Raw genomic sequence first — 21810 nt, forward strand, 5'->3', positions numbered from 1 at the left:
GTCCGCCGTCTCCCGCCGCGCACCTGCATGGTGCAAAAGCCCCCTTGCAAGCTTGTAAATTCAGGCATGAAAATTGCTCATAAGAAAACATAAATGGGCTGACGAGAAGGTGGGGCACGCATGGTGGGCAGAATCTCGCGCATGATCGGGAAATTGACGGTGGGGCGCAAACTGGCGCTGATCTATTTGCTCGACCTGTCCGCCGTGATCTTCATTTCCGGCATCCTCATCAACGAAAAATACATCGCCATCGATTTCTCGCGCAAGGAGATGGCGGGCAATGACTATATCGCCGCGATCCGCGATGCGCTGCTGCCCCTGGCGCGCAGCACGGCGCAGCCGGACGCGCAGGCAGCGGCCGTGGAGCAGGCCGAAAGCCGCTTCGGCGCCGGCATGCGCAGCGCCGAACTGAATGCGCAATTTGCCGCCCTGCTGCGCCAGGCCGGCGAAACTCCCGCCGCGCCGGACGACGGCATCGCGCCCTCGCCCGCCTTCGTGGCCGGGCGCGCACTGCTCACGCGCGTGGGCAACCAATCGAACCTGATCCTCGACCCGGACCTGGACAGCTACTACACGATGTCGCTGGTGATCCTGCGCTTCCCCGAACTGCTGGAAGTGATCAACAGCACGCGCGCCCTGGCCCTGCAACTGGCGACGGCCGAAGGCGCGCAGCGCCAGCGCCTGCAGACCCAGTTCCTGATACTGGAGGGGCGCATGGACGCCACCATGGCCGGCATCGGCAGCGACTACACGGAGGCGTTCGCGGCCAGCACGCCGCTGCTGCGCCAGCACCTGGACGGCTCGCGCGCGGCCCTGCGGCAAGCCGTGGCGCAGTTACGCGCCAGTACCCAGGCGCTGGCCGGCGCGCAAGCCAACCCCGCAGGCACGCAGGAACTGCTGCGCCGCGATGCCGTGGCCGCCGCGGCCCTGCAGCGTGCCTGGCGCGCGGCGGAAGGACAATTGCACCGTCTGATCCAGCTGCGCGTGGACGGTTTCTTCACGCGCATGTGGCTGCACCTGGGCACGGCCGTGCTGCTGCTGGTGATGATACTGGGCCTGGTGTTTTTCGTCGCGCGCCAGATCGCCCTGCCCATCCGCCGCCTGGCGCGCGTGGCACAGGAAGTGCGCGAAACGGGCGACCATAGCCTGCGCGCCATCTGGGACAGCGAGGATGAAACGGGCCGCCTGGTCCGCGCCTTCAATACCATGCTGCAGCAGCTCGACTTCCAGCGCATGGCGCAGCAGGAGCTGGTGGCGCGCGCCAGCGCGGCCGATGCGCAGCGCCAGCTGGTCGACGCCATTCCCATCCCGCTGATGGTCACCTCGATCCCGCATCACCAGGTGCTGCACGCGAACCAGGCCGCGCACGCGTGGCAGGGCGGCCTGGAACTGGACCCGTGGGTGGGCGGCATGCATCCGCAAGCCCGTTCGCGCTTCTTCCAGCGCTTGAGCGACCTGGGCGCCGTCGATGAATTCGAGGTGTGCTGGAGCGGCGGCGGCACGCCCACGTGGGCCTTGATTTCCGCGCGCCTGATCGACTACCAGGGCCAGCGCGCCGTGCTGTCGACCTTCACGCCGATCAACAAGATGAAGCTGATGGAGTCGCGCCTGGAACTGTGGGCCAAGGTATTCGAGGCATCGGCCGAAAGCCTGATCGTGATGGACGCCGGCATGCGCATCATCACCGTCAACCAGGCCTTCCGCCGCCATTCGCTGTACGACATGGTGGAGCTGATCGGCAAGCGCCCGGCCTTCCTGCTCGCGCCGGAGAACCCGCCCGAGCAGCTCGACAGCCTGCGCCAGACCCTGGCGCGGCGCGGTTACTGGCAGGGCGAGATCCGGGTGCAGCGCAAGTCGCTGGAAAGCTATCCCGCCTGGCTGGTGATGAACGCCGTGCGCGACCTCGACGGCGTCACCACGCATTTCATCGCCAGCTCGCTCGACATCAGCGAACGCAAGGCCAGCGAGCGGCAGATCGAGCACATGGCCCACCACGATGCGCTGACGGGACTGGCGAACCGCCACGTGTCGAAAGTGCGCCTGGCGGCCGCCATCGCGCAGGCGCGACGCAGCGGCGAAAAGGTGGGCGTGCTGTTCGTCGACCTGGACCGCTTCAAGCACGTCAACGACGCGCTGGGCCACCACGTGGGCGACGCGCTGCTGCAATCGGTCTCAAAGCGCCTGCTGCAGCTGGTGCGCGAAGGCGATACCGTCAGCCGCCTGGGCGGCGATGAATTCGTCGTCATCCTCAACGGCGTCGGCGATGCCGCATCCATCGCCGCCCTGCTCGACACGCGGCTGATCCCCGCCATGCGCGAGCCGCACCAGGTGGAAGGCAACGAGCTGTATGTCTCGTGCAGCGTGGGCGTGGCCATCTACCCGGACCACGGCGGCGACATGGATACCCTGATGCGCCACGCCGATGCGGCCATGTACCAGGCCAAGAGCGGCGGGCGCGATCACGCGCGCATGTTCACGCCGCAGATGCAGGAACAGCAGCTGCAGCAGCTGCACCTGGAAAGCGATCTGCGCCACGCCATCGAGCGGCAGGAACTGGTGCTGTACTACCAGCCGCGCATCGATGCGAAAAGCAGCCGCCTGAATGGCGTGGAAAGCCTGATCCGCTGGCTGCACCCGCAGCACGGCCTGATCACGCCCGACAGCTTCATTCCCGCCGCCGAGGAATCGGGCCTGATCGTCGCCATCGGCGCGTGGGTCATCCGCGAGGCGTGCCGCCAGCAGCTGGCCTGGCGCGAGGCGGGCGCGGGCGACATCGCCGTGTCGATCAACCTGTCGGCCATCCAGCTGAAAAGCGGCGGCCTGGTGGCCACCTTGCGCGAGGTGCTGCGCGAGTTTCCCGTCACGCCGGGACAGATCGAATTCGAACTCACGGAATCGATCCTGATGGACAATGTGGACGACACCATCGCCACCCTGCACGCCATCAAGGCGCTGGGTTTCGCGCTGTCGATCGACGATTTCGGCACCGGCTATTCGAGCCTGAACTACCTGTGCCGCTTCCCGCTCGACAAGCTGAAAATCGACATGAGCTTCGTGCAGGACATCCACGGCTCGCCGCAAAACCTGGCGGTGACGAAAACCATCATCGGCCTGGGCCATACCCTCGGCTTGACGGTGACCGCCGAGGGCGTGGAAAGCGCGGCCGATGCCGACGTGCTGCGCCACGCCGGCTGCGATGAATTACAGGGCTACTATTTTGCCCGCCCCATGCCGCAGGCGCAGTTCATCGCATGGCTGGCGCAAAGCGCCGCGCCGCGCGCCGCCTGACACCTCCCCTGCAGCACGCGCGGCCCGCCGAAAACGCGCGGTGCGCCGCCAGGGCGCATGGATGCAGCAGGGATACCGGAATTGATATGGACATCGCAAAAGAAGTCATTTGTGGGGCAAAGTCATTCCCCCTACCATGCTTCCTGAGCAAGTTTCAGCTCTGGCGGCGACTGCCGCAGCGTTCTCAACATAACTAAAATACAGGTGGAGACAAGATGAAGCAATCGATGGCAACGGGCACCCGCACGCCCAAGCAAAACACACGGCTGACCTTGAAGGCCACGGTGGCCGCCCTGGCCGGCGCCGGCCTGCTGAGCAGCGCTTCCGTCTGGGCGCAACAGGCGCCCGCCGTGGAAGCGGTAGCAACGGTGGAAACGGCAACACCGGCGCCAGCCGACAATGCCGGCATCGCCGTCGTCGCCGTCACGGGCGTGCGCAAGGCGGCACAGAGCGCGCAAACGATCAAGAAGAACAACGACCAGGTGGTCGACTCCATCGTCGCCGATGAAATCGGCAAATTCCCCGACAAGAACGTGGCCGAAATCCTCGGCCGCGTGACGGGCGTGCAAATCCGCCGAGAAGGCGGCGAAGCGGGTTCCGTCATCATCCGCGGCCTGCCCGGCGTGGTGACCCTGCTCAACGGCCGTGAAATGTTCACCTCCGTGGGCCGCAGCCTGTACCTGGCCGACATCCCGACGGCCATGCTGCAGCGCGTGGACGTGTACAAATCGCAGGGCGCCGACATGGTCGAAGGCGGCACGGCCGGCGTGGTCGACGTGCGCACCAACCGCCCGTTCGATTTCAAGGGCTTCACGGCATCGGGCAACGTGCGCGCCGAGCACCGCGACAAGTCCGGCTCGACGGATCCGAACGTCAGCGGCATGGTCTCGAACCGCTGGAAGACCGCATATGGCGAATTCGGCGCCCTGCTCGGCCTGTCCTACCAGCGCAGCAAATACTATGACGAGACGATCTGGAACGCCGAACCCGTCAAGCGCCCCGACGCGGGCAACATCACGGGACCCGATTCCGTCGGCATGATCCCCACCGTGGGCGACCGCAAGCGCTACGCGGCGAATGCCGCCTTCCAGTGGCGCCCGAACTCGCAGGTGGAAGTGTATGCGGAAGGCATGTCGACCCTGATCAAGCACGCGTTCGACAGCCAGTTCTTCGTCGGTTCACTGCCCTGGGGCCAGAACCCGGACATCACCCTGATCCCCGGCACCAATCAGGCGGCCACGGTGGGCAAGATCGACGGCCCCTGGTCGCCGTTCACGCTCGGTTCGACCCAGGCGCGGCGCGACCGCTCGATCGGTTCGCAAGGCGCCATCGGCGCGCGCTGGGACATCACGCCGCAGCTGCGCGCCACGACGGAACTGGCGCGCACGGTCAGCAACTTCGAGCGCGAATTTCCCATCCTCGACTTCCTCGCCCATCCGACCAGCGTGATCGGCAGCACGAACGTCAACGGCGGCGCACAGATCAGCTACCCCGGCTACGACATGCTGGATCCGAAGAACTACACGCTGCTGGGCTTCTACGATAACCACAGCCACGACGAAGGCAGCTCGACCGACTGGCGCGGCGACGTCACCTACGACATGGACAGCACGGGCTTCTTCCGTGAATTTTCGGGCGGCGTGCGCCTGGCCAAGCGCAAGGCCGAATCGATCCGCGAAAAGAACGTGCAAGGCGGGCTGACGTCGATCATGACCGCGGACGCCCTGCCCGGCCTGGCATGCACCTCGCACAAGAACACGGGCAACTTCGGCCTGCAAAGCTGGCTCACGCCGTGCCGCGACTACATGCTCAACAACACGGACACCTTGCGCCAGTTGTTTACGGGCAGCAGCGAGCGCAGCCCGGACGATCCGATGACCCACTTCAAGGATGTGGAAAAAACCAATGCCGTCTACGGCAAGGCGCGCATCGGCTTTGATCTGGCGCAAGTGCCGGTCGATGGCACCGTGGGCGTGCGCGTCGTGCAGACCAAGCAGGACTTGCAAGGCAATTCCTCGCAAGACGGCATCGTCACGCCCGTGCGCGTGAAAACGTCCGATACGGACGTGCTGCCCAGCCTGACCCTGAAAGCCATGCTGCGCCAGGACCTGGTCGCCCGCCTGACGGCCGGCAAGGCGGTACAGCGCCCGAACTTCGCCGACTTCAACCCCGGCGTAACCCTGGGCAAGAGCCTGGAAATGGTGCGTCCGACGGGCAGCGGCGGCAATCCCGACCTCAAACCCGTGGAAGGCAAGAACCTCGATGCGGCGCTGGAATGGTATTTCGCGCAGACGGGTTCCGTCACGGCCACCGTATTCCGCCACAATTTCAAGAATTACATCCTGTCCGGTTCGGCCAAGGAAACGTATGACGGCATCGAGTACGACATCACGCGTCCGCGCAACACCTCGAAGGGCCATCTGCAAGGCGTGGAAATGGCTTACCAGCAGTTCTACGACAAGTTGCCCGGCTGGATGAGCGGCCTGGGCCTGCAGGCGAACGCCACCTATATGACGGGCGAGCTGGAAGAATTGAATGGCAGCGCGCATCCGTTCACGGGCATGTCGAAATGGTCTGCCAATATCGTCGGCCTGTACGAACAGGGACCGTGGTCGGCGCGCCTGGCCTACAGCTGGCGCGACAAGTACGTCGACGACTACAACTACCGCGGCAAGGGCATCCACCTGACCGTGGCGCCCACCAAGACCCTGGACGCGTCGGTCTCGTACAAGCTCAACCCGAATACCACGGTGACGCTGGACGCGAACAACCTGCTCGACTCGACCTACCGCGACTATCACGACACGCCGGACTATGTGCGCGATGTGCGGCGCTATGACAAGGTTGTAGGTATCTCAGTCCGCTGGAGCTACTAGCCCGTCCCCCACCCTTTCTTCCTTCGAGGGTTTTCAGCGCCAGCCGGCAACGGTTGGCGTTTTTTTGCCTTGTGGAATCTATCCGACAGTGGAATTGATCTGGCGCAAAGTGGTGGCGCCGGGGCGCTTTTATGCTGGCAGCTTGACTAGCGAACCCGGCGGGGGACAGCATGCGCAATGCACGGCCCATCGACACACAGTTATTCCAACCCGACATCCCGGTACGGCTCGACATGCGCACGGCGGCGCTGGTCGAGCATGCGCTGGCCTTGCAGGAAATGGCCGGCACGGGTGCCGCCGCCCTGTTCCTGCACTGCCACGACGTGCCGCTGCCCACCGCCCTGCGCGTGCTGACGACGGGACCGCGCCGCAAACCGGCCGGGCCGCACCTGTTTGCCCGCCTGCGTCCACGCACGGCTGCCCGGGTGCAAGGCGCGCCGCTACCGGCGCGCTGACGAATCCTGTACCATCGCCGCAACCTATCAACTGAGGCACGGCGATGCAGGCAGCGACACCCCACGATTCCTATGCGGCACTGATGGACCTGATCAAGGCGCGCCATGCGCAGCTGAGTCCGCAATTCCAGGCCGGCGCCCGCTACCTGGCCGACCACCCGGACGAAGTGGCCGTCTCGTCGATGCGCAGCATCGCCGCGCGGGCGCAGGTGCAATCGGCCGCCCTCGTGCGCCTGGCGCAGCAGCTGGGCTTTGCCGGCTGGCCGGAACTCAAGGCCATCTTCGTGGAGCGCCTGCGCGCGGGACCAAGCGGCTACGCGGCAAAAGCCGGCGCGCTGGCCGGCAAAGAGGGGAAAGAGCGCGACCTGGTCACCGAAGTGTTCACGGTGCAGCAGCGCAACCTGGCCGCCACGGAAAGCGCCAACCACGCCGCCCTGGACGCGGCCGCCAATCTGCTGCAGGCGGCGCCCCGCGTGCACGTGGCCGGCTTTCGCGCCGCCCACCCGATCGCCTACACCCTGCACTACCTGTACCGGCTGCTGCGCCCCAGCGTGCAGCTGCTGAGCGGCCAGGGCGGCACCCTGGAAATGGACTTGCGCGCCCTGCAGGCGGGCGAAGCCGTCGTCGTCATCAGCTTCGCGCCGTATTCGAGCGAAGCGCTGCTGGTGGCGCAGGCGGCGCGCCAGGCCGGCTGCCGGGTGGTCGCCATCAGCGACAGCGCCATGTCGCCGCTGGCCCTGCAGGCCGACGCCAGCATCGTCATCGCCGTCGACAGCCCCTCGTTCTTCCCCTCCATCGTGGCCGGCGTCGCGGCCGTGGAAAGCCTGGTGGAACTGCTGGTGGCGCGCGCGGGGCCCGATGCCGTCACGGCCATCGGCGCGGCGGAACAGCAATTGCGGGCGCTGGGCGCTTACGTAAAAACATCGAATGATGTAAATTAAATACAAATACATCAAACGTTGCAATATGACGTGGCGCATCCTATAATCGGCCATCTTCCCCCTTGCCGATAAGAAAGCGATGCCATGAGCCATGTCTTCCACCGCAGCTTGACCGCCAGCTATCCCGTCGCCACGGGCGGCGACGGCCCTTACCTGATCGATGCGAATGGCAAGCGCTACCTGGACGCCTGCGGCGGCGCGGCCGTCTCCTGCCTCGGCCATTCGGATGCGGCCGTGATCGCCGCCGTGCAGCAGCAGGTGGCCAGCATGGCGTATGCGCACAGCTCCTTCTTTACCACCGAGCCGATGGAGCAGCTGGCCGATTTCCTCGTCGCCAGGGCGGCAGCCGGCATCGACAGCGTGTATTTCGTCTCGGGCGGTTCGGAAGCGGTGGAAAGCGCGCTGAAAATGGCGCGCCAGTACTTCGTCGAACGGGGCCAGCCGCAGCGCCGCCACGTCATCGCGCGCCGCCAGAGCTATCACGGCAACACCCTGGGCGCGCTGGCCACGGGCGGCAACGCTTGGCGGCGCCAGCAGTTCGAGCCGCTGCTGATCGACGTCACCCACGTTTCTCCGTGCTACGCCTGGCGCGACCAGGCAGCCCATGAAACGGACGGCGACTACGTGGCGCGCCTGGGCCAGGAGCTGGAAGAGCATATCGCCGCGCTGGGCGCGGACAAGGTCATGGCCTTCATCGCCGAACCCGTCGTCGGCGCCACGGCTGGCGCCCTGCCCGCCGTGGCCGGCTACTTCCAGCGCATGCGCGCCATTTGCCAGCGCCACGGCATCCTCCTGATCCTCGACGAAGTCATGTGCGGCATGGGGCGCACGGGCAGCCTGTTCGCCTGCGAGCAGGAAGGCGTCACGGCCGACCTGATCTGCATCGCCAAGGGCCTGGGCGCTGGCTACCAGCCCATCGGCGCCGTGATGGTGTCGCAAGACATCCGCGACACCATCCGCGCCGGCACGGGTTTCTTCCAGCACGGCCACACCTACATCGGCCACGCCACGGCCTGCGCCGCCGCGCTGGCCGTGCAGCGGCAGATCGAGGAACGCGGTTTGCTGGCCAACGTGCGCGCCATGGGCGCCTTGCTGCAAGAGCGGCTGCATGCGCGTTTCGACGGCCATGCGCACGTGGGCGACATCCGCGGCCGCGGCCTGTTCCTGGGCCTGGAACTGGTGCAGGACCGCGCCAGCAAGCAGCCGTTCGACCCGGCCCGCCGCCTGCACGCGCGCATCAAGGCGCACGCCATGCAGAACGGACTGATGTGCTATCCCATGGGCGGCACCATCGACGGCCTGCACGGCGACCACATCCTGCTGGCGCCGCCCTACATCATCGACGCCAGCCATGTCGACGAGATCGTCGACAAGCTGGGCACGGCCATCGACACGAGCCTGGCCTAAGCGCGCCCGCTGTTGCCCACGGTGGACATCAGGCTGGCGCCGCAGCTGGTCTTGTGACCGTCAAACGCCACGGGCACGCCGTCGATCAGCACCTGCGGATCGCCCTCGGCGATCACGCAGCGCACGTGGCCCTTGACCGGGCAGACGCAAGGATCGCCCTTGCGCGCCACGGCCACGCCCAGCACGGTACTCTTCGGCGCCGCGCCCACCACCTTGCCGCCATGGCTGGTGGGGTCGTTCAAGCGGATCACGCCACGCATGCTCTTCTCCCCGGATGTATCAAGCGTCTCATTGCGAAAACCCCTGGTAATACTCGGGTGCATCGTGGCGCAAGCCCCACCACGGCAAATACGCATGGTTGCCGCCACGCGCGCGGAACCACGGCTTGTCGGGCCGGATCGGCCGCGCGACGGCGGGCGGCGCCACCACCAGCGCCACGGGCGCCGACAGGTCGCTGGTGCCGGCCACCAGCACTGGCTTGCCAAAGTGATGCGCATAGGCAATGCCCAGCGCCACGTTCGTCAAGGCCGTGCCCGCGCCCGTTTCGCCCAGCACGGCAGTCAGATTGAAGCTTTGCTTGAGAAGGTCGAATTCCGGCAATTGCAGAGTGAGCGTCTGCGCCAGCGCACCGAGCCGTGCTGAAGAGTCCTGGTGTGTATTGCCCGCATCATGGATCAGATAGCCAATCTCCGTATCTTGCCGGTTGGCCTTCGCGGCGGCCTCTTCGATGGCAGCCGTCCACGCCTGCACCAGGCGCGGCGGTTCGCCCTTTTTGACGTCAAAATCCGCCGCCTGTTTCGTACTCGGATAGCCGAGCCACGCCAGCGGCGCCCGCTCCGTTTTAAAATCGGGACCCGCCAGCACCAGCAGCACCAGGTTTTCGTTGATCTGCCGGTCCAGGGGCCGGCTGGGCGCATCCCAGTTCATGGCCCAGACGGTTTCTTTCGGGTGGCTTTGCAAGTAGTCGAGCGCGGCGGAAAGTGAAGTAAAGCCGGCGTTGGGGCCGCCCATGGTGACGCGGACGTCGGGTGGGGTGGAGCGGGTCCAAAGGGTGGGAGAGTGGACGTTGCCGATGCTGAAAGTATCAGCAACATATTCCCGGACGAAGTTGGCTGCTTCCACTGGGTCGAGCTTGCCTTTAGGTAGCGCATACTCAATGTGAATGCCTGCAAGCTCGCGCCAGCGCGATTTATTTTCAGCAGAGTGAACGTTGTAGAAGTACTCTGGGTCGGAGTAATAAACACTGTGCATTAAGTCAAACATCTTCTCGACATACTTCTCATAATAACCATCAAATGTCTCTGATCCATTATTTCCAACAGCAATAGAAGCAATACTTTGCAGCCGGGTATATTTCTCGGGTTTTTCCCTGACCATATCGTCGTTCGGATTTGGTTGCACTAGCCCTAAAATCCACAGCAACTGCCATTGCGTCGGATAGTCCTTCCGCTGCAAGGGATTCAGCCATTGCAAGCCAACTACTTGAGCCATGTATGGCTGCTGACTAACCTCAGGTACAGCGCTAACAGTACTGCTCAAGGTAGCTGGCGACGAACGCAAATGTGAACAAGCGGCCAGCAGGAATACGACCAGGAATCCCAGGGACACATAAAGAAAAATAGTTTTGAACATGCTCAATACTCCATCTATAAAAAGGCTGTTGCAGAAGGATCTGCTCTATACAAACCGTTAAATCGCATGACATCAATCGTGAGCCAGTTCTCCAGACGTAGGCCGGGAATCCCGCGCAGGGTTTTCACGCTTGTCGATTATTTTTTCAGGGAGACTGGCTTCCTGCATTTCTTTTACCCACACCGAGGCAGTCACCTTGTTACGTGTCGCTTTGGCAAAGTACTCTTTAAAAACTTTTGCAGGATTATCCTTGTCCAACCCCTCCAACAACCTCCAATCCGCCGCCACCCGCAACTTGCGCAACTGCTCAGCCTTGATGCGGCACACGCCCACCGCCACGTCATACGCAAGCGCCCACTCCGCGTGCATGGGGTTGGTCAGGATGGAGGAATGGTCGGTGGCGTAGGCGCCCGCCTGGCTGGACATCATTTCGCCGATGCGCGTGCTGCGCCATTGCTGGTAGTCGGCGTCTGGCGTGGCGTTGGGCATTTCCTGCTGCACTTTTTTGCCCGCAGGACTTTTCCCTTCCCGTACAGCCTGGGCGCGTATCACCGCGCGCTGCTCGAATCGCAGGCGCGCCTCGTCGTCGGCCGTGCCCTTCGCGCTGTCCACGCGTTTGGCCTCGTCTTTTCCCGCCTGCCCCTGCAGGCCGCCGGGCGGGATGGCATGATCGGCAAGACAATCGTCGCCGGCAGCGCGCTGCTTGCCCGCCTGGCGCGATTCGCCGGGCGGATCATAGCCTTCGTCGAATTCCTCGCTGGTCTGGCCAAAGCGCAAGGACTGCGGCGTGAAGGGCTGCAATAAGTCGGGCGCGTTCAGTTCGATTTTCCAATCCTTGTGGGGCGAGGCATTGCAGGGGCTGCGGGCCAGGCCCGTGACCACGATGAACAGGGGCGCAAACCCGACAGTCAGGATGGTGGACAAGCGGCTCTCCTGGCTGGCCTCGACGCCCTGCTTGACGGAATAAGACGCATATTTCTGTGCCGGAAACCAGAAATCGTTGCCGCCCGGCGCAGGCTTGCGCCAGTGATCGGTCCAGTAGTGATAGCTGCCTTGCTTGCCCACCTCGAAACCCTGGGCAAACACGCGCTGCACGTACACGCCTGCCGCGTCGGTGGCGGCCAGCTCGCCGCCGTCCTTGCTGTCCCTGGCCAGCGAGCCCGACAGGCCGCGCCAGCCGATGCCCTCGATGGCCACGGACGACACCACCACGTCGTGCGGATTGCAATAGATGGTCACCCGGCCATACGATGACTTCTTGCCGCCGCGCGCGGCGCCGGCAATCCCGTATCGTTCACGGTCTTTGGCGGCGGAAAAACCGTGCTGCAGGTTGGCCATGCAGCGGTCGATTTCCTCGTCTGTCTGCAGTTCGCCCAGGGTGGCGCGCTGGCGGATGATGGCAAAGAAGTTTTTCAAGGTATCCAGGCGCGCCTGCACCGTCACCCGGCCCGTGCTGCCATCCGCCGCGCGCAGATTGCCGGCTACCCAGTTCTCGGCGCTATTGCGTTTCGCCAAACTGTACGGCGAATTGCAGATGACATAGTTATCGGCCACGCAAGGAACGCCATCCACCTTGGGCAGGCGGACGCCGAGAAAGGCGGCTGCCATCGCCACCATCGTGCCCTGGCTGTGGCATACGATGGTGACCGGCACGTCGGCCTGCTGCTGGCGGATGGCTTCGACCAGCCTGGCCAGGCGATAGGCGGCCAGCACGAAATACGGGCGCGGCGGGCAACTGTACACTTGCCGCTCCGAAAAGGGATTCATGTGCTGGATCTTGTTCCACAAAAACAAATCCTCGCTCAGCCCCTCCTTCCACAGGTCGGCCAGCGCGCTGCAGCCATTGGCAAATGGGCCGCCGCCCCAGTAATCCTGTTCGTTCAGGTAGATGCCCTTGCCGTATTTCTGCAGTTCTTCGCCGGAAGCCTTGTAGCCCCAGCGAAAGCGGAGCACGGGAGAAAACGTGCCGGCATCGCGGATCAGGGTATCGGCCGACATCTCCGGATGGAGAAAGCCTTCCGCCGTGATCTCGGCGCCATAATTGACCGCCTTCAGTTCGCCGCCTTCCACGCCACGGTGCTGCAGGTGATGACAGGAACGCTTGAGGCGCTCGTTGAGGCCGTTGCACAGGCCTTCTTCCGCGGCCGCGTACCACTCGCCGTCGGAATTGACGCCGTGCACGAAGATGATGATGCCGGGCAGCGGCAACTGTTGCAGCGTGTCCCGGTCGCTGCTCTGGAAATTGGCGTTGCAGGAAAACTGGCCGAGGATATCGATTTTGGGATCGTCGCACAACGGCGGGTGGGGATCGAACTGCATGGCGTGTCTCCGATGTCGGGGTTCAGGAACGGCGGCGGAAGAAGAATCCCTTCAGCCGCTGCAGGTGGTCGGTCGCCACCTTCGGCCCGCGCCCATCGGCATCGCTGACGCCCGTCAACGGGCTGTCGCCTTCGCGCTCGATGTGCACTTCCACGCCTTCGACGGGCAAGCCGTCGGTGGGACGCAGCAAGCGCGGCACGCGGCCCAAGTCGCCTTCGCCGAAGGTGGGCAGTTCGCCTTTCATGCTGGCCGGACCGCTCCAGTGGTGGCCGTCGGTCTTCACCATCAACGCGCCCGGCCCGCCCAGCTCCACGGCGCCACCGGACAGTTTCAGGTAGGCGCCGCCCGCCGTCATGAAGGTGATTTCGTCCTGCGCCACGCCGACCAGGCGCGTGCCCGCCGTCAGGCGGATGTCCTTGGCGGCGTCCGCCTGCAGCAAGTCGTGCTGGCTTTGCAGCAAGAACTTGCCGAAGTGGGCCACCTGCACGATGCCATCCTGGTGCGCGAACAGGGAAATACCCTTGCCCGCGTTGACGTTGCAGCGCTGGGCCGCGCTCAGCTGCAGATGCTGCTGTGCCACCAGGTCGATATTCGCGCCCGCATTGCCGGCGATGGTCCTGGGCGTGCTCAGCGCCACGCCCTCGGGCGCTGCGATGCTGACGGCGGGCTGGTCGGCGGCAATGGCGGCCCCCAGCGCCTTGCTACCGGCCGCGTCCAGCGCCAGCGCCTGGTGCTGGACGGCAAACTCGCCCAGGGACGTGAACAATGCCAGGCATTCCTTCATCACGGCGGCATGCTCGCTGCTGTCGAGCTGCTTGCCGCTGGCGCCCAGCTGTTTCCAGGCCGAAATCAGCAGCGAGCGGGCCGTGCGCACGCTGCCGCTGGCGTCGCTGCGCAATTCAAAGCCGTCGCCGCGCTGCCGCCCTGCGCCGTCGCTGCGCGGCTCGGTCAGGTAGCCGAGGTTCAGTTGCGTGGCCGCCTGGTCGCTGGCCAGCTGTGCGCTGATCTGCGACGGCGTGTCGTCAAAACACAGCTGATTGCCGCGCCCGCCCCGCACTTCGCGGCTGCGCATGCCGGACAGGTAGCGGTTGCCGGGCAAGGCGCCGCGCGCACTCAAGCCCGGCGGCGCGCCCACGGCGTTGTACAGCTGGCCGACGATGATGGGCCGGTCCGGGTCGCCGCCGAGAAAATCGATCAGCACTTCCGCGCCGATGCGCGGCAAGGTCAGCGTGCCGCATTGCCTGCCGTTGCCCGGTCCATTGCCCGTCCAGCTCGATGCCACGCGCACCCAGGCCGAATCGCGCTCCGTATCGGACGCGCCGCTGCCGTTGGCATGTGCATGGTCCGGCGCGCGCGTGGCGCCAAAACGCACCTTGACCCGTCCCAGCGCATCGCAATGCACCTCTTCGCCGGCAGGCCCCACGACCAGCGCGCTTTGCAGGCGCACGACGGGAAAATCGCTGCGCGGGTCAAAGGCAGGGACGATGGCAATGCCACGCCGCACGCAAGTAAAACGGTTGCGGTAACGCAAGACCGCCCGGCCATCGGCACCCGCCCCTTGCGGCTGGCCAGCGTCACACTGCCAGCCGCTCTGCGCAAACAGGCGCTCGACACGGGCATCCAGGCCTGTCGGCAAGTTATTGCTGGCCGCCACGCTCAAGGCCGTGATGACGAAACTGCGCTCGGCCACCGGGTGGCTGTCGATGTCCGCATGCCCTTCCAGGCTGAACCACTGGCCCGCGCAAAAGTCGCGCACGCAGCCTTCTCCCTGGAAACACTTGCTGTCCAAATCGTGACGCGCCATCGCCAGCTGGCCCAGTTGCCGCAAGTCGTCATTGCTGGCGGCGGCCAGCGGCGGCTCCACGATATAGTCGTCGAGACTGGCTGCGAGGCGATTGCCATTGCTGCCCTGATCCACGCCGCCCTGCGACCGCGTTGCCATAAACTGCGGGCTGTGCGGGTGACCATCGTCCCAGCTGTAGCGCTCGGACTTTCCCGGCTGCAAGCGGCGCACGGCGCTCCAGGCCGTCACGGCATCCCTTTCCTCGGTGGCGTCATCGCGGTGATAGCGCACCGTGCCGGCCACGTTGTGCGCCAGACGGCTGGCGTCGTCGAACAGCAACAGGGTATGCACGGGCGTGGTGGCGGCGTTCGAACTGGCCGGCGCTCCCGCCTGGAAGCACCAGGCGATGCCGCGGCGCCGGAGCAGGCGGCGGATAAAGGCGGCATCGGATTCATTGTGCTGCATCGTGAATTCGCGCGCGGGCAAGCTGCGCGCCGCCAGCGCCCCGTCAATGGCGAGATCCAGGCTGGCCGCGAGCAAGCTATTGCCCTGTCGCCACTCATCAAACAGAAGCTGCACGATCTGCAATTCATGCTTGTTGCGGAACACGCGCGTATTGATGCGTTTCTCCATCAAGGCCAGGCCGTCGCGCAGCACCAGCTGATAGGTGGCCAGGCCGCCATCGCTCTGCCCCGCGCACGCTTCGGCGACGATGCCGCACACCTTGCGTAGCTGTCCCTGGTCGTTCACGATCTGTAGCTCGGCCGGCACGGCGATGAACTGCTTCAGCGGCAGCTGTGCCTCCGTGGCCACGCACAGGATGCGGTATTCCAGACCGCCGCAGATGGCCTCGCTGCCGCTGATGCGCTGCGGCAGCAAGACATCGTCATTGACGCCCTGCGGGTAGGCGAGGCGCAGCCGCAAGGCGCGATTGCCTGCAGTCAAGACCTTGTCCACGGCCAGCCATTGCGCGAAGTCTTCCATGGTTTTCTTCCTTCCAACAGTTAGCGAAGTCCATCATTCACGGCGGTCTCAGGCGGAGCCATCAAATCGCAGGTCGTAATGCATGTCATCACGGTCACGGGCCGACAACTTGCCGGCCAGAAAGGCATCCTCCGCCAGGCAGGCGCCCCTGCCCAGGACGCAGCCACGCACGTCTTCGCGCCGCAAGACCAGGCGGATCTCGAAGCTCACGCCAGGCAAGCCGAACAGCGCCAGCATCTGGCGCAGGGCCAGCGCGCCTGGCCGGCCGGGCAAGAAATCCTCGTAGGCGCGGCGGCTTAGCGGCCCCAGCACCAGGCGCACGCGCAAGTCGGCGCGCCGGCAGCGTTCGCCCAGCATGGCCCCCTGCCCCAGCCGGGCATGGGCGGCGGCCAGCAAGGTGCGCTCCTGCGCTGCGCGCCGGAACCAGGCGCCGACAAAACGCTGCAAGCGCACGGGCACGCCGAAATACTCGGCCAGCACCGCCTGCATCGCGTCGGCCGACACGGGCCGGTGGCGCAGCAAGGCCGCGTAATGGGCCAGCACGTGCGCAGGCAAGCCATCTTCCTGCCTGGCCACCTCGGCAGGCCAGGCGCCCGCCAACGCCAGTTGCAGGGGAAGGAATTCGCCGCCGTCGGCGTCCTGCTGGCATTCGATGCGATATCGGGCCCAGGCCTGGTAAAACAGGGTCAGCGCCCGGTGCGACAGCGCATCGAGCCAGTCGCGGGGAGCACCATCGCCCGTCTGCCGCTCATGGCGGACCAGCGTTTCCGTGTAATGCAGCGGCAAGCTGCCATGCACGCCCAAAAAACCCAGCATGGCCGCCTGCACATGCACCTGCGTCTCGCCGTCCGCCTGCGGCTCCAGCCACAGTTGTTCGATTTCCCCTGGAGCAAACGACAGCGAGGCACTGCCATGCAGGCGCAGGCAATCGCGAAACACTTGCTCCTGTGAAATGCCTTGCTGCATCATCCAGGCACACAACAAACGCACGGCCTGAAAGAAACCGGTGCCGGACGGATCGGCCAGCAGGCGCGCGACTACGCCAGCGTCTGGTTTCCATTGCGTGGCAGGCAGCACAGCAACTCCTTTCCATTCTTCTGCGACAAGACGATCAGGCGGGTAAACGAACCCAGGTGCACGTACAGCCCGAGAAAGCGTTCGATGACCTGGGCAAACGCATGCAAGCCGCTGCCGACAAAGGCTTCCTCGTCGACGGACAGCAGGACGTCGATGCCGAAGACCAGGCTGCCACCCGCCTCGTCGTGCAGCCAGGTGCTGGCGGCGCGCTGGCGCAGTCCGGTCATGCCCGCGATCTGGCGCGCGGCGCTGGCCGAACCGGGCAAGTTGTACAACTCGAGTATCTGCTTGAAGAGCGGCAAGCCCTGCTCGCTCAGCGACTGATGATTCAGGGACAATTGCGCGATCAGCCGCCAGTGCGACGCCGCACCCGCAGGGAAGCGACAGGGCGCGCCGGGCTTGCGCAGCAGACGCACCGGCAAGGCGCTGGCCGCGCCGTCATGGTGCAAGTCGCCCGCGGCATGGCCGAACACCAGGCGGCTGGGCAAGTCGCGGTTGCTGCAGGTGAGCATGATGGACACCGTTTGCGTCGTGTCGTGCAGCGGCTGCATGGCGCCGTCGACAAAGGAGATGCGCATGTCGTAGCCGGGATGGCTCAACGCCATGTCCTCGTCGCGCCGCGTCACCCAATAACGCCCCTGGCGCCCGCCCGCCTCGCCATGGCGCATCGAATAAAACGGGTGAAACGTGTCCAGCGCGGCGCCTTGCTCCGTTTCACCGAGAACCTGCACACTGTCGACGCTGTGGATGTCGTAGCAATGCGCCTGCCTGACCGAGGGCAGCAGCACATAATCGGCGCTCGCGTGCGTCAGGCGGATGGGATTGGCGGCCTGGCGGAACAGGTTGACGACGGGCGTGCACCCCGGCACCAGATGCCTTGCGGACAGGGGCCGCAAGATGCGCGCGATATCCGCGTCAGCCTGCACGTCGGCCAGCAGCAAGTGCACGGTGCAACGCCGGCAGGCCGGCGGCAACAATGGGCGCAGCGCGGCCAGGTCGAGGTCGACGAAATTGAATTTATCGGGAAAGGCAAACCATTCGCCCAGCAGAAGGTAAGCGGGATGCGAGGCGGCCCTGGCCGGTATCAATGCGTCCTCGGCGGCAAAGCCGACCGGATGCACAGGCACCGCGTCCAGCGGCTGCCACGCGCCATCGACTTCCACATAGGCGCGGCGGGCGCGCAGGAACAGGCTGTCGCGCAGGGTGGCGCAGAACGCAGGTTCGCCGTCGAGGAACAGGCGCAGCATCGGCAGCGCCAGCCCGTCCAGCGTGGACGTGGCGCCCGTCGCTTCGAGCGTGATGCTGATCGCCGCCCCGATATCCGGCGTCAGGCGCACCGCGGGCGGCGCCGCCACGATGGATTGGAAGCGCACGTCGGACAGGCGCAGCGGCGCCACGGCGACATCGTAGGTGGTGGTGAACTTGCAGGTGACGCCCTGATGCTCGGCAGCATGCATGACCGTGCCGCGCGCAATGGTGGCCAGCTCCGTCACCGTCGCCGCATCGTTATCGATGCGCGCAATGGCGCAGGCGGGAAACGGGCGCAAATAATGGGGGAAGTTCACTTCCAGCAAGGTTTCGCTGAAGGCGCCGAAGCCGTCGGCCAGGCGCTTGGCCGTGCGCGCGTTGAACATGGCAAACGCCTGCAGCATGCGCGCCAGGTGCGGGTCGCCCACGTCGCCGCCCAAGATGCCCAGCGCGCCGGCGATGGCCGGATAGCGTCGGGCAAACGCCTGATTGTGCGCATGCAAGGTGCCCAGTTCGCGCTCGTAGTATTGCAGCAACTCGTCCATGCCCGCCCCCATCGCCTGATCGGCACATGCCGGTATAGCCCCGTCTGCATTATTGATGAAGCGGGAGGGAAGAAAATTGAGTTTGAACAAGATTGCGCGCATGCGTCAGCAAGGAGTGCCTTCCTGGCGCAGGTAAAGCAGCTTTTGTTCACTCCTTGTCAATATTAATTGACTTATTCGAAACAATCGTTTTAAATCAGGAAGTTACTCAAAATCAATCATCTTGAGCATTCCAACATCGCATTGACCCTCTCGATGCTGGATGCCCACGTTGATGCACTCTGAAGCCAAGGTATATGGAACTGCTCGACTCCCTGCGTCAGACCCCGCCGCAAGACGACACGATCAGCGGGCACTATGAAGTGCGCCGCTTGCTGGGCGAAGGCGGTTTCGGCCATGTATTCGAAGCCTGGGATGCCAAGCTGTGCCGTAGCGTGGCGCTGAAGCGCCTGAAACCGCAAGCCGACGTGCTGCATCCGGAAAAACTCATCAATGAAGCGCGCCTGGCCGCTTCGCTCAGGCATGCCGCCTTCGTGCGCATCTTCGCCATCGAGGGCCAGGGCACGAGCCAGTCCATCGTCATGGAACTGGTCGAAGGCCAGACCCTGGGCCAGTTCATGCACAGCGGCAAGGCCGACTTGCAGGGGGCGCTCGACATCGCCTACCAGATCGCCGATGCCATGGACGAGGCGCACGCCATGGACCTCGTCCACGGCGACCTGAAACCGTCGAACCTGATGCTGGAAGCGGACGGCAAGGTGCGCATCCTCGACTTCGGCCTGGCGCGCCACATCGACCCGCAAGCCACGCAAACGACCACCCTGTGCGACTTGCAGGGCACCATCGCCTACATGGCGCCCGAACGCCTGATGGGCCGCCTGCCCGACACGCGCGGCGACGTCTACGCGCTGGGCGCCATGCTGTACGAAATGCTGGCCGGCCAGCGCCACTTCGCCCACCTGAACGGCCTGGCCCTGGCCGCCGCTCACATGCAGGCGACGGAACCATGGCCCGACCTGCCCGACTCCGTCCCGCCCGCCATCAACGCCCTCGTGCGCGCGATGACGGCGCACGACCCGGCCGAACGGCCGCGCACCATGCGCGACGTGCGCGAGGCGATCGGGGCGCAGCGCGGGGAGCCGCCCACCCTGGCCACGCCCCTTGCCGACGAGATACCCGCGAAGGAAGAACCACCCGCCAGCGTCTCCATCCGCCTGCCCCTGCCCCGCAAGCGCACGCTTAAATGGGGCGCGGGCGTGGCGCTGCTGGCCGTACTGGCGGGATGGCAGCTGCCCAATATCCTTCCTGCCGTCAAATCGTTCGTCACGGGCGAAAAAGCGCCCGCGCCGTATTCGGAAATGGCCAGCATGGCGGCGGGGATGGAAGCGTTGCGCATGCTCGATCAAGATAGCAGTAAGACACTGGCCATTGAGCATTTCAGTGCCATCCTTAAACACAATCCAGAGCATGCTGCTGCAAATGCCGGCCTGTCACTGGCTTTCACGTTGCGCTATATTGGTGGTGGCCGCGATGAAACCTGGCTGCAACGCGCGGACATCGCGGCAAAACAGGCATTGGTAGCCGACGATCAGCTGGCGCTTGCCCATGTGGCACAGGCCTGGGTTCTGGAATATCAAGGCAAACGCCCGCAAGCGATGCAGGAAATCACGGCAGCCTTAAACCTTGAACCAAACAATCTGCTGGGCATGTATGGTAAGGCGCGCCTACTCATCCATGCACAAAAATTTGATCTGGCTCAGGAAGTGCTTGGCAAGGCCATCACACTGTATCCCCGTGATCGCCCTTTCATTTCCATCCTGGGCAAGCTGCACTATAACCTTGGTAATTACACGGAGGCTGAAAAGCTCTTTCGGACAGCCATACAGATGGACCCGCATGTGGCCAATTCCTATGCCCAACTCAGCGGTACACTTGACCGTCTGAATCGCAATGACGAAGCCCTGCAAGTTCTGCAACAAGGATTGCAGGTGCATCCCGACTGGGAACTGTATACCAACCTTGGCAATGCCCTGTTTAATCGAGGCGACTATCTGGGAGCAGTGCAGGCATTTAAAAATGCCGTCTCAGAAACTAAAGGCAGTCCCGGTAACTACCTGCTATGGGCGAACTTGGCGGATGCCCAGCGGTGGGTGCCCGGACAGATTGAGTTGTCACGCGATTCTTACCGGCGCGCAATTACGCTGATTCAAGTGATGTTACGCCACTCGCCAGACGACCCAAAAATCAATTCGCGGCTAGCACTATATTCAGCCTATGCGGGCTCGCAAGACGATGCGCTGAAGCACGTAACACAAGCTGTCCAGCTTGCTCCCACATTGCCAGACATCCATTTCAGGGCCGCACTGACCTATGAACTGATAGGCAAGCGCAATGAAGCGATGGCGGCGCTGCAGCAGGCCATAGAACGCGGCTACCCTCTCAACCTGATCGAATCTGCTCCCGATCTGTTGACACTAAGGCGAGATGCTCGCTATCAGAAATTACTTATTAATATGGAAAGAAACCAGAAAACATGACGTACGAAAAACCCTGGATGAAGTTATCGGTCCACTTTGATGCAGACCAGATCACCAACCAACTCGACTATGCGTTTACGTCCTGCGACGGCAGCGCCGACCCGCGCCACGGCCCCTACATGGGTGGCGTACACTTCCAGCAGGGCCAACACGTCTACCTGGAAGTCAATTGCTGTGGCAGCAAAGACAGTGGTTTCACCTCCTTCCAGATCGTCGATTGCAGCCTGATCAGCATACCCCAGTTGACCCAGATCGGCCCCGACGTACCCACCCGCTATTCGCTGCCTTCGCCCTTCCTGCAAGCCGCCGGCGCCACCTATCAGCTGCCCCTGGATTTCGAATCCCATGTATTGCCGCCTGATCCAGCCTTGCCCGATCTGCGCCGCATCCGCCAGGAATGGAAACACAACCTTGACGTAGGTCAGAGCAAGGGCCGCTGGGAACTCTCGTTTGTGCTGACTGTACGCATCATTCGCGGCGAGCAAGACTTGCCGGAACTGCGCGTCTTCAGTTTTGATCCGGAAGCGTCGATAGGCGGCCACACCGATACGTAAACCGTACAGCCACCGACAGACACTTATCGACCAATAGCAAGTGCCACCGGATATCCAAGCCGCGCCACCTCCACCGGCGCGGCTTTTTCACATCCGCACGCAATACGCCGCCCCGCCCGCCGAAAGCGGTAAAATGACGGCCTTGAACCCAAGCTCCGCCCCCT

The 21810-nt window shown here is 64.3% G+C and carries 13 protein-coding genes; 7 read left to right on the plus strand and 6 right to left on the minus strand.

Features of this window, described 5'->3' with window-relative positions:
• The first annotated feature begins 141 nt into the window (after positions 1–141).
• The 5 genes from O3300_RS10220 (at position 142) to O3300_RS10240 (ending at position 8967) form a co-directional block, all read left to right on the plus strand.
• Positions 142–3288 (plus strand): EAL domain-containing protein, encoded by a 3147-nt coding sequence (locus O3300_RS10220; RefSeq protein WP_305052851.1) that lies wholly within the window; start codon positions 142–144, stop codon positions 3286–3288.
• A 215-nt stretch (positions 3289–3503) separates the two neighbouring features.
• A complete protein-coding gene (locus tag O3300_RS10225) occupies positions 3504–6164 on the plus strand; it encodes a TonB-dependent receptor (protein WP_305052852.1) in 2661 nt (886 codons plus the stop codon).
• A 170-nt stretch (positions 6165–6334) separates the two neighbouring features.
• Positions 6335–6619, plus strand: a complete 285-nt coding sequence (locus O3300_RS10230) for a hypothetical protein (RefSeq protein ID WP_077407612.1) — start codon at positions 6335–6337, stop codon at positions 6617–6619.
• Between the two features lie 44 nt (positions 6620–6663).
• On the plus strand, positions 6664–7560 hold the full coding sequence (locus tag O3300_RS10235; protein WP_305052853.1) for a MurR/RpiR family transcriptional regulator: 897 nt from the start codon (positions 6664–6666) through the stop codon (positions 7558–7560).
• Positions 7561–7644: 84 nt separating this feature from the next.
• Positions 7645–8967: an aspartate aminotransferase family protein gene (locus O3300_RS10240; RefSeq protein WP_305052854.1), complete on the plus strand. Its 1323-nt coding sequence runs from the start codon at positions 7645–7647 to the stop codon at positions 8965–8967.
• Here the strand turns inward: O3300_RS10240 and O3300_RS10245 are convergent.
• The 6 genes from O3300_RS10245 to tssF all read right to left on the minus strand — a co-directional run bounded on the left by O3300_RS10245 (position 8964) and on the right by tssF (position 18555).
• The gene (locus tag O3300_RS10245) at positions 8964–9227 is read right to left on the minus strand and encodes a PAAR domain-containing protein (protein ID WP_305052855.1); all 264 of its coding nucleotides are present in this window, start codon (positions 9225–9227) and stop codon (positions 8964–8966) included. The genes O3300_RS10240 and O3300_RS10245 overlap by 4 nt on opposite strands.
• A gap of 28 nt (positions 9228–9255) precedes the next feature.
• Entirely contained in the window at positions 9256–10599 is a 1344-nt protein-coding gene (locus O3300_RS10250; protein WP_251350394.1) for a hypothetical protein, read from the minus strand.
• A 72-nt stretch (positions 10600–10671) separates the two neighbouring features.
• Complete coding sequence (locus tag O3300_RS10255) at positions 10672–12918, minus strand: DUF3274 domain-containing protein (RefSeq protein ID WP_305052856.1); 2247 nt, start codon at positions 12916–12918, stop codon at positions 10672–10674.
• 22 nt (positions 12919–12940) lie between these two features.
• Complete coding sequence (locus O3300_RS10260) at positions 12941–15685, minus strand: type VI secretion system Vgr family protein (RefSeq protein ID WP_251350392.1); 2745 nt, start codon at positions 15683–15685, stop codon at positions 12941–12943.
• A gap of 48 nt (positions 15686–15733) precedes the next feature.
• Positions 15734–16762, minus strand: coding sequence for a type VI secretion system baseplate subunit TssG (gene tssG / locus O3300_RS10265; RefSeq protein WP_251350391.1), 1029 nt, complete (start codon positions 16760–16762; stop codon positions 15734–15736).
• Complete coding sequence (gene tssF, locus O3300_RS10270; RefSeq protein WP_305052857.1) at positions 16723–18555, minus strand: type VI secretion system baseplate subunit TssF; 1833 nt, start codon at positions 18553–18555, stop codon at positions 16723–16725. The genes tssG and tssF overlap by 40 nt, the downstream gene beginning before the upstream one ends.
• Before the next feature lie 296 nt (positions 18556–18851).
• On the opposite strand from tssF, the gene O3300_RS10275 reads away from it, so the two are divergent.
• Together O3300_RS10275 and O3300_RS10280 are read left to right on the plus strand one after the other, a co-directional pair.
• Positions 18852–21092, plus strand: coding sequence for a serine/threonine-protein kinase (locus tag O3300_RS10275; protein ID WP_305052858.1), 2241 nt, complete (start codon positions 18852–18854; stop codon positions 21090–21092).
• A complete protein-coding gene (locus O3300_RS10280; RefSeq protein ID WP_099666956.1) occupies positions 21089–21646 on the plus strand; it encodes a hypothetical protein in 558 nt (185 codons plus the stop codon). The genes O3300_RS10275 and O3300_RS10280 overlap by 4 nt, the downstream gene beginning before the upstream one ends.
• Positions 21647–21810: the final 164 nt, after the last annotated feature.

It is taken from the genome of Janthinobacterium sp. SUN206, from assembly GCF_030587305.1.
GTDB lineage: Bacteria > Pseudomonadota > Gammaproteobacteria > Burkholderiales > Burkholderiaceae_D > Janthinobacterium > Janthinobacterium kumbetense.

Bases quoted from the DNA above. Each gene is read 5' to 3' on its own strand.
- O3300_RS10240 (WP_305052854.1), top strand. From the start codon at position 7,645: ATGAGCCATGTCTTCCACCGCAGCTTGACCGCCAGCTATCCCGTCGCC.
- O3300_RS10275 (WP_305052858.1), top strand. From the start codon at position 18,852: ATGGAACTGCTCGACTCCCTGCGTCAGACCCCGCCGCAAGACGACACG.
- O3300_RS10220 (WP_305052851.1), top strand. From the start codon at position 142: ATGATCGGGAAATTGACGGTGGGGCGCAAACTGGCGCTGATCTATTTG.
- O3300_RS10225 (WP_305052852.1), top strand. From the start codon at position 3,504: ATGAAGCAATCGATGGCAACGGGCACCCGCACGCCCAAGCAAAACACA.
- O3300_RS10235 (WP_305052853.1), top strand. From the start codon at position 6,664: ATGCAGGCAGCGACACCCCACGATTCCTATGCGGCACTGATGGACCTG.
- O3300_RS10230 (WP_077407612.1), top strand. From the start codon at position 6,335: ATGCGCAATGCACGGCCCATCGACACACAGTTATTCCAACCCGACATC.
- O3300_RS10245 (WP_305052855.1), bottom strand. From the start codon at position 9,227: ATGCGTGGCGTGATCCGCTTGAACGACCCCACCAGCCATGGCGGCAAG.
- tssF (WP_305052857.1), bottom strand. From the start codon at position 18,555: ATGGACGAGTTGCTGCAATACTACGAGCGCGAACTGGGCACCTTGCAT.
- O3300_RS10260 (WP_251350392.1), bottom strand. From the start codon at position 15,685: ATGGAAGACTTCGCGCAATGGCTGGCCGTGGACAAGGTCTTGACTGCA.
- O3300_RS10280 (WP_099666956.1), top strand. From the start codon at position 21,089: ATGACGTACGAAAAACCCTGGATGAAGTTATCGGTCCACTTTGATGCA.
- O3300_RS10255 (WP_305052856.1), bottom strand. From the start codon at position 12,918: ATGCAGTTCGATCCCCACCCGCCGTTGTGCGACGATCCCAAAATCGAT.
- O3300_RS10250 (WP_251350394.1), bottom strand. From the start codon at position 10,599: ATGTTCAAAACTATTTTTCTTTATGTGTCCCTGGGATTCCTGGTCGTA.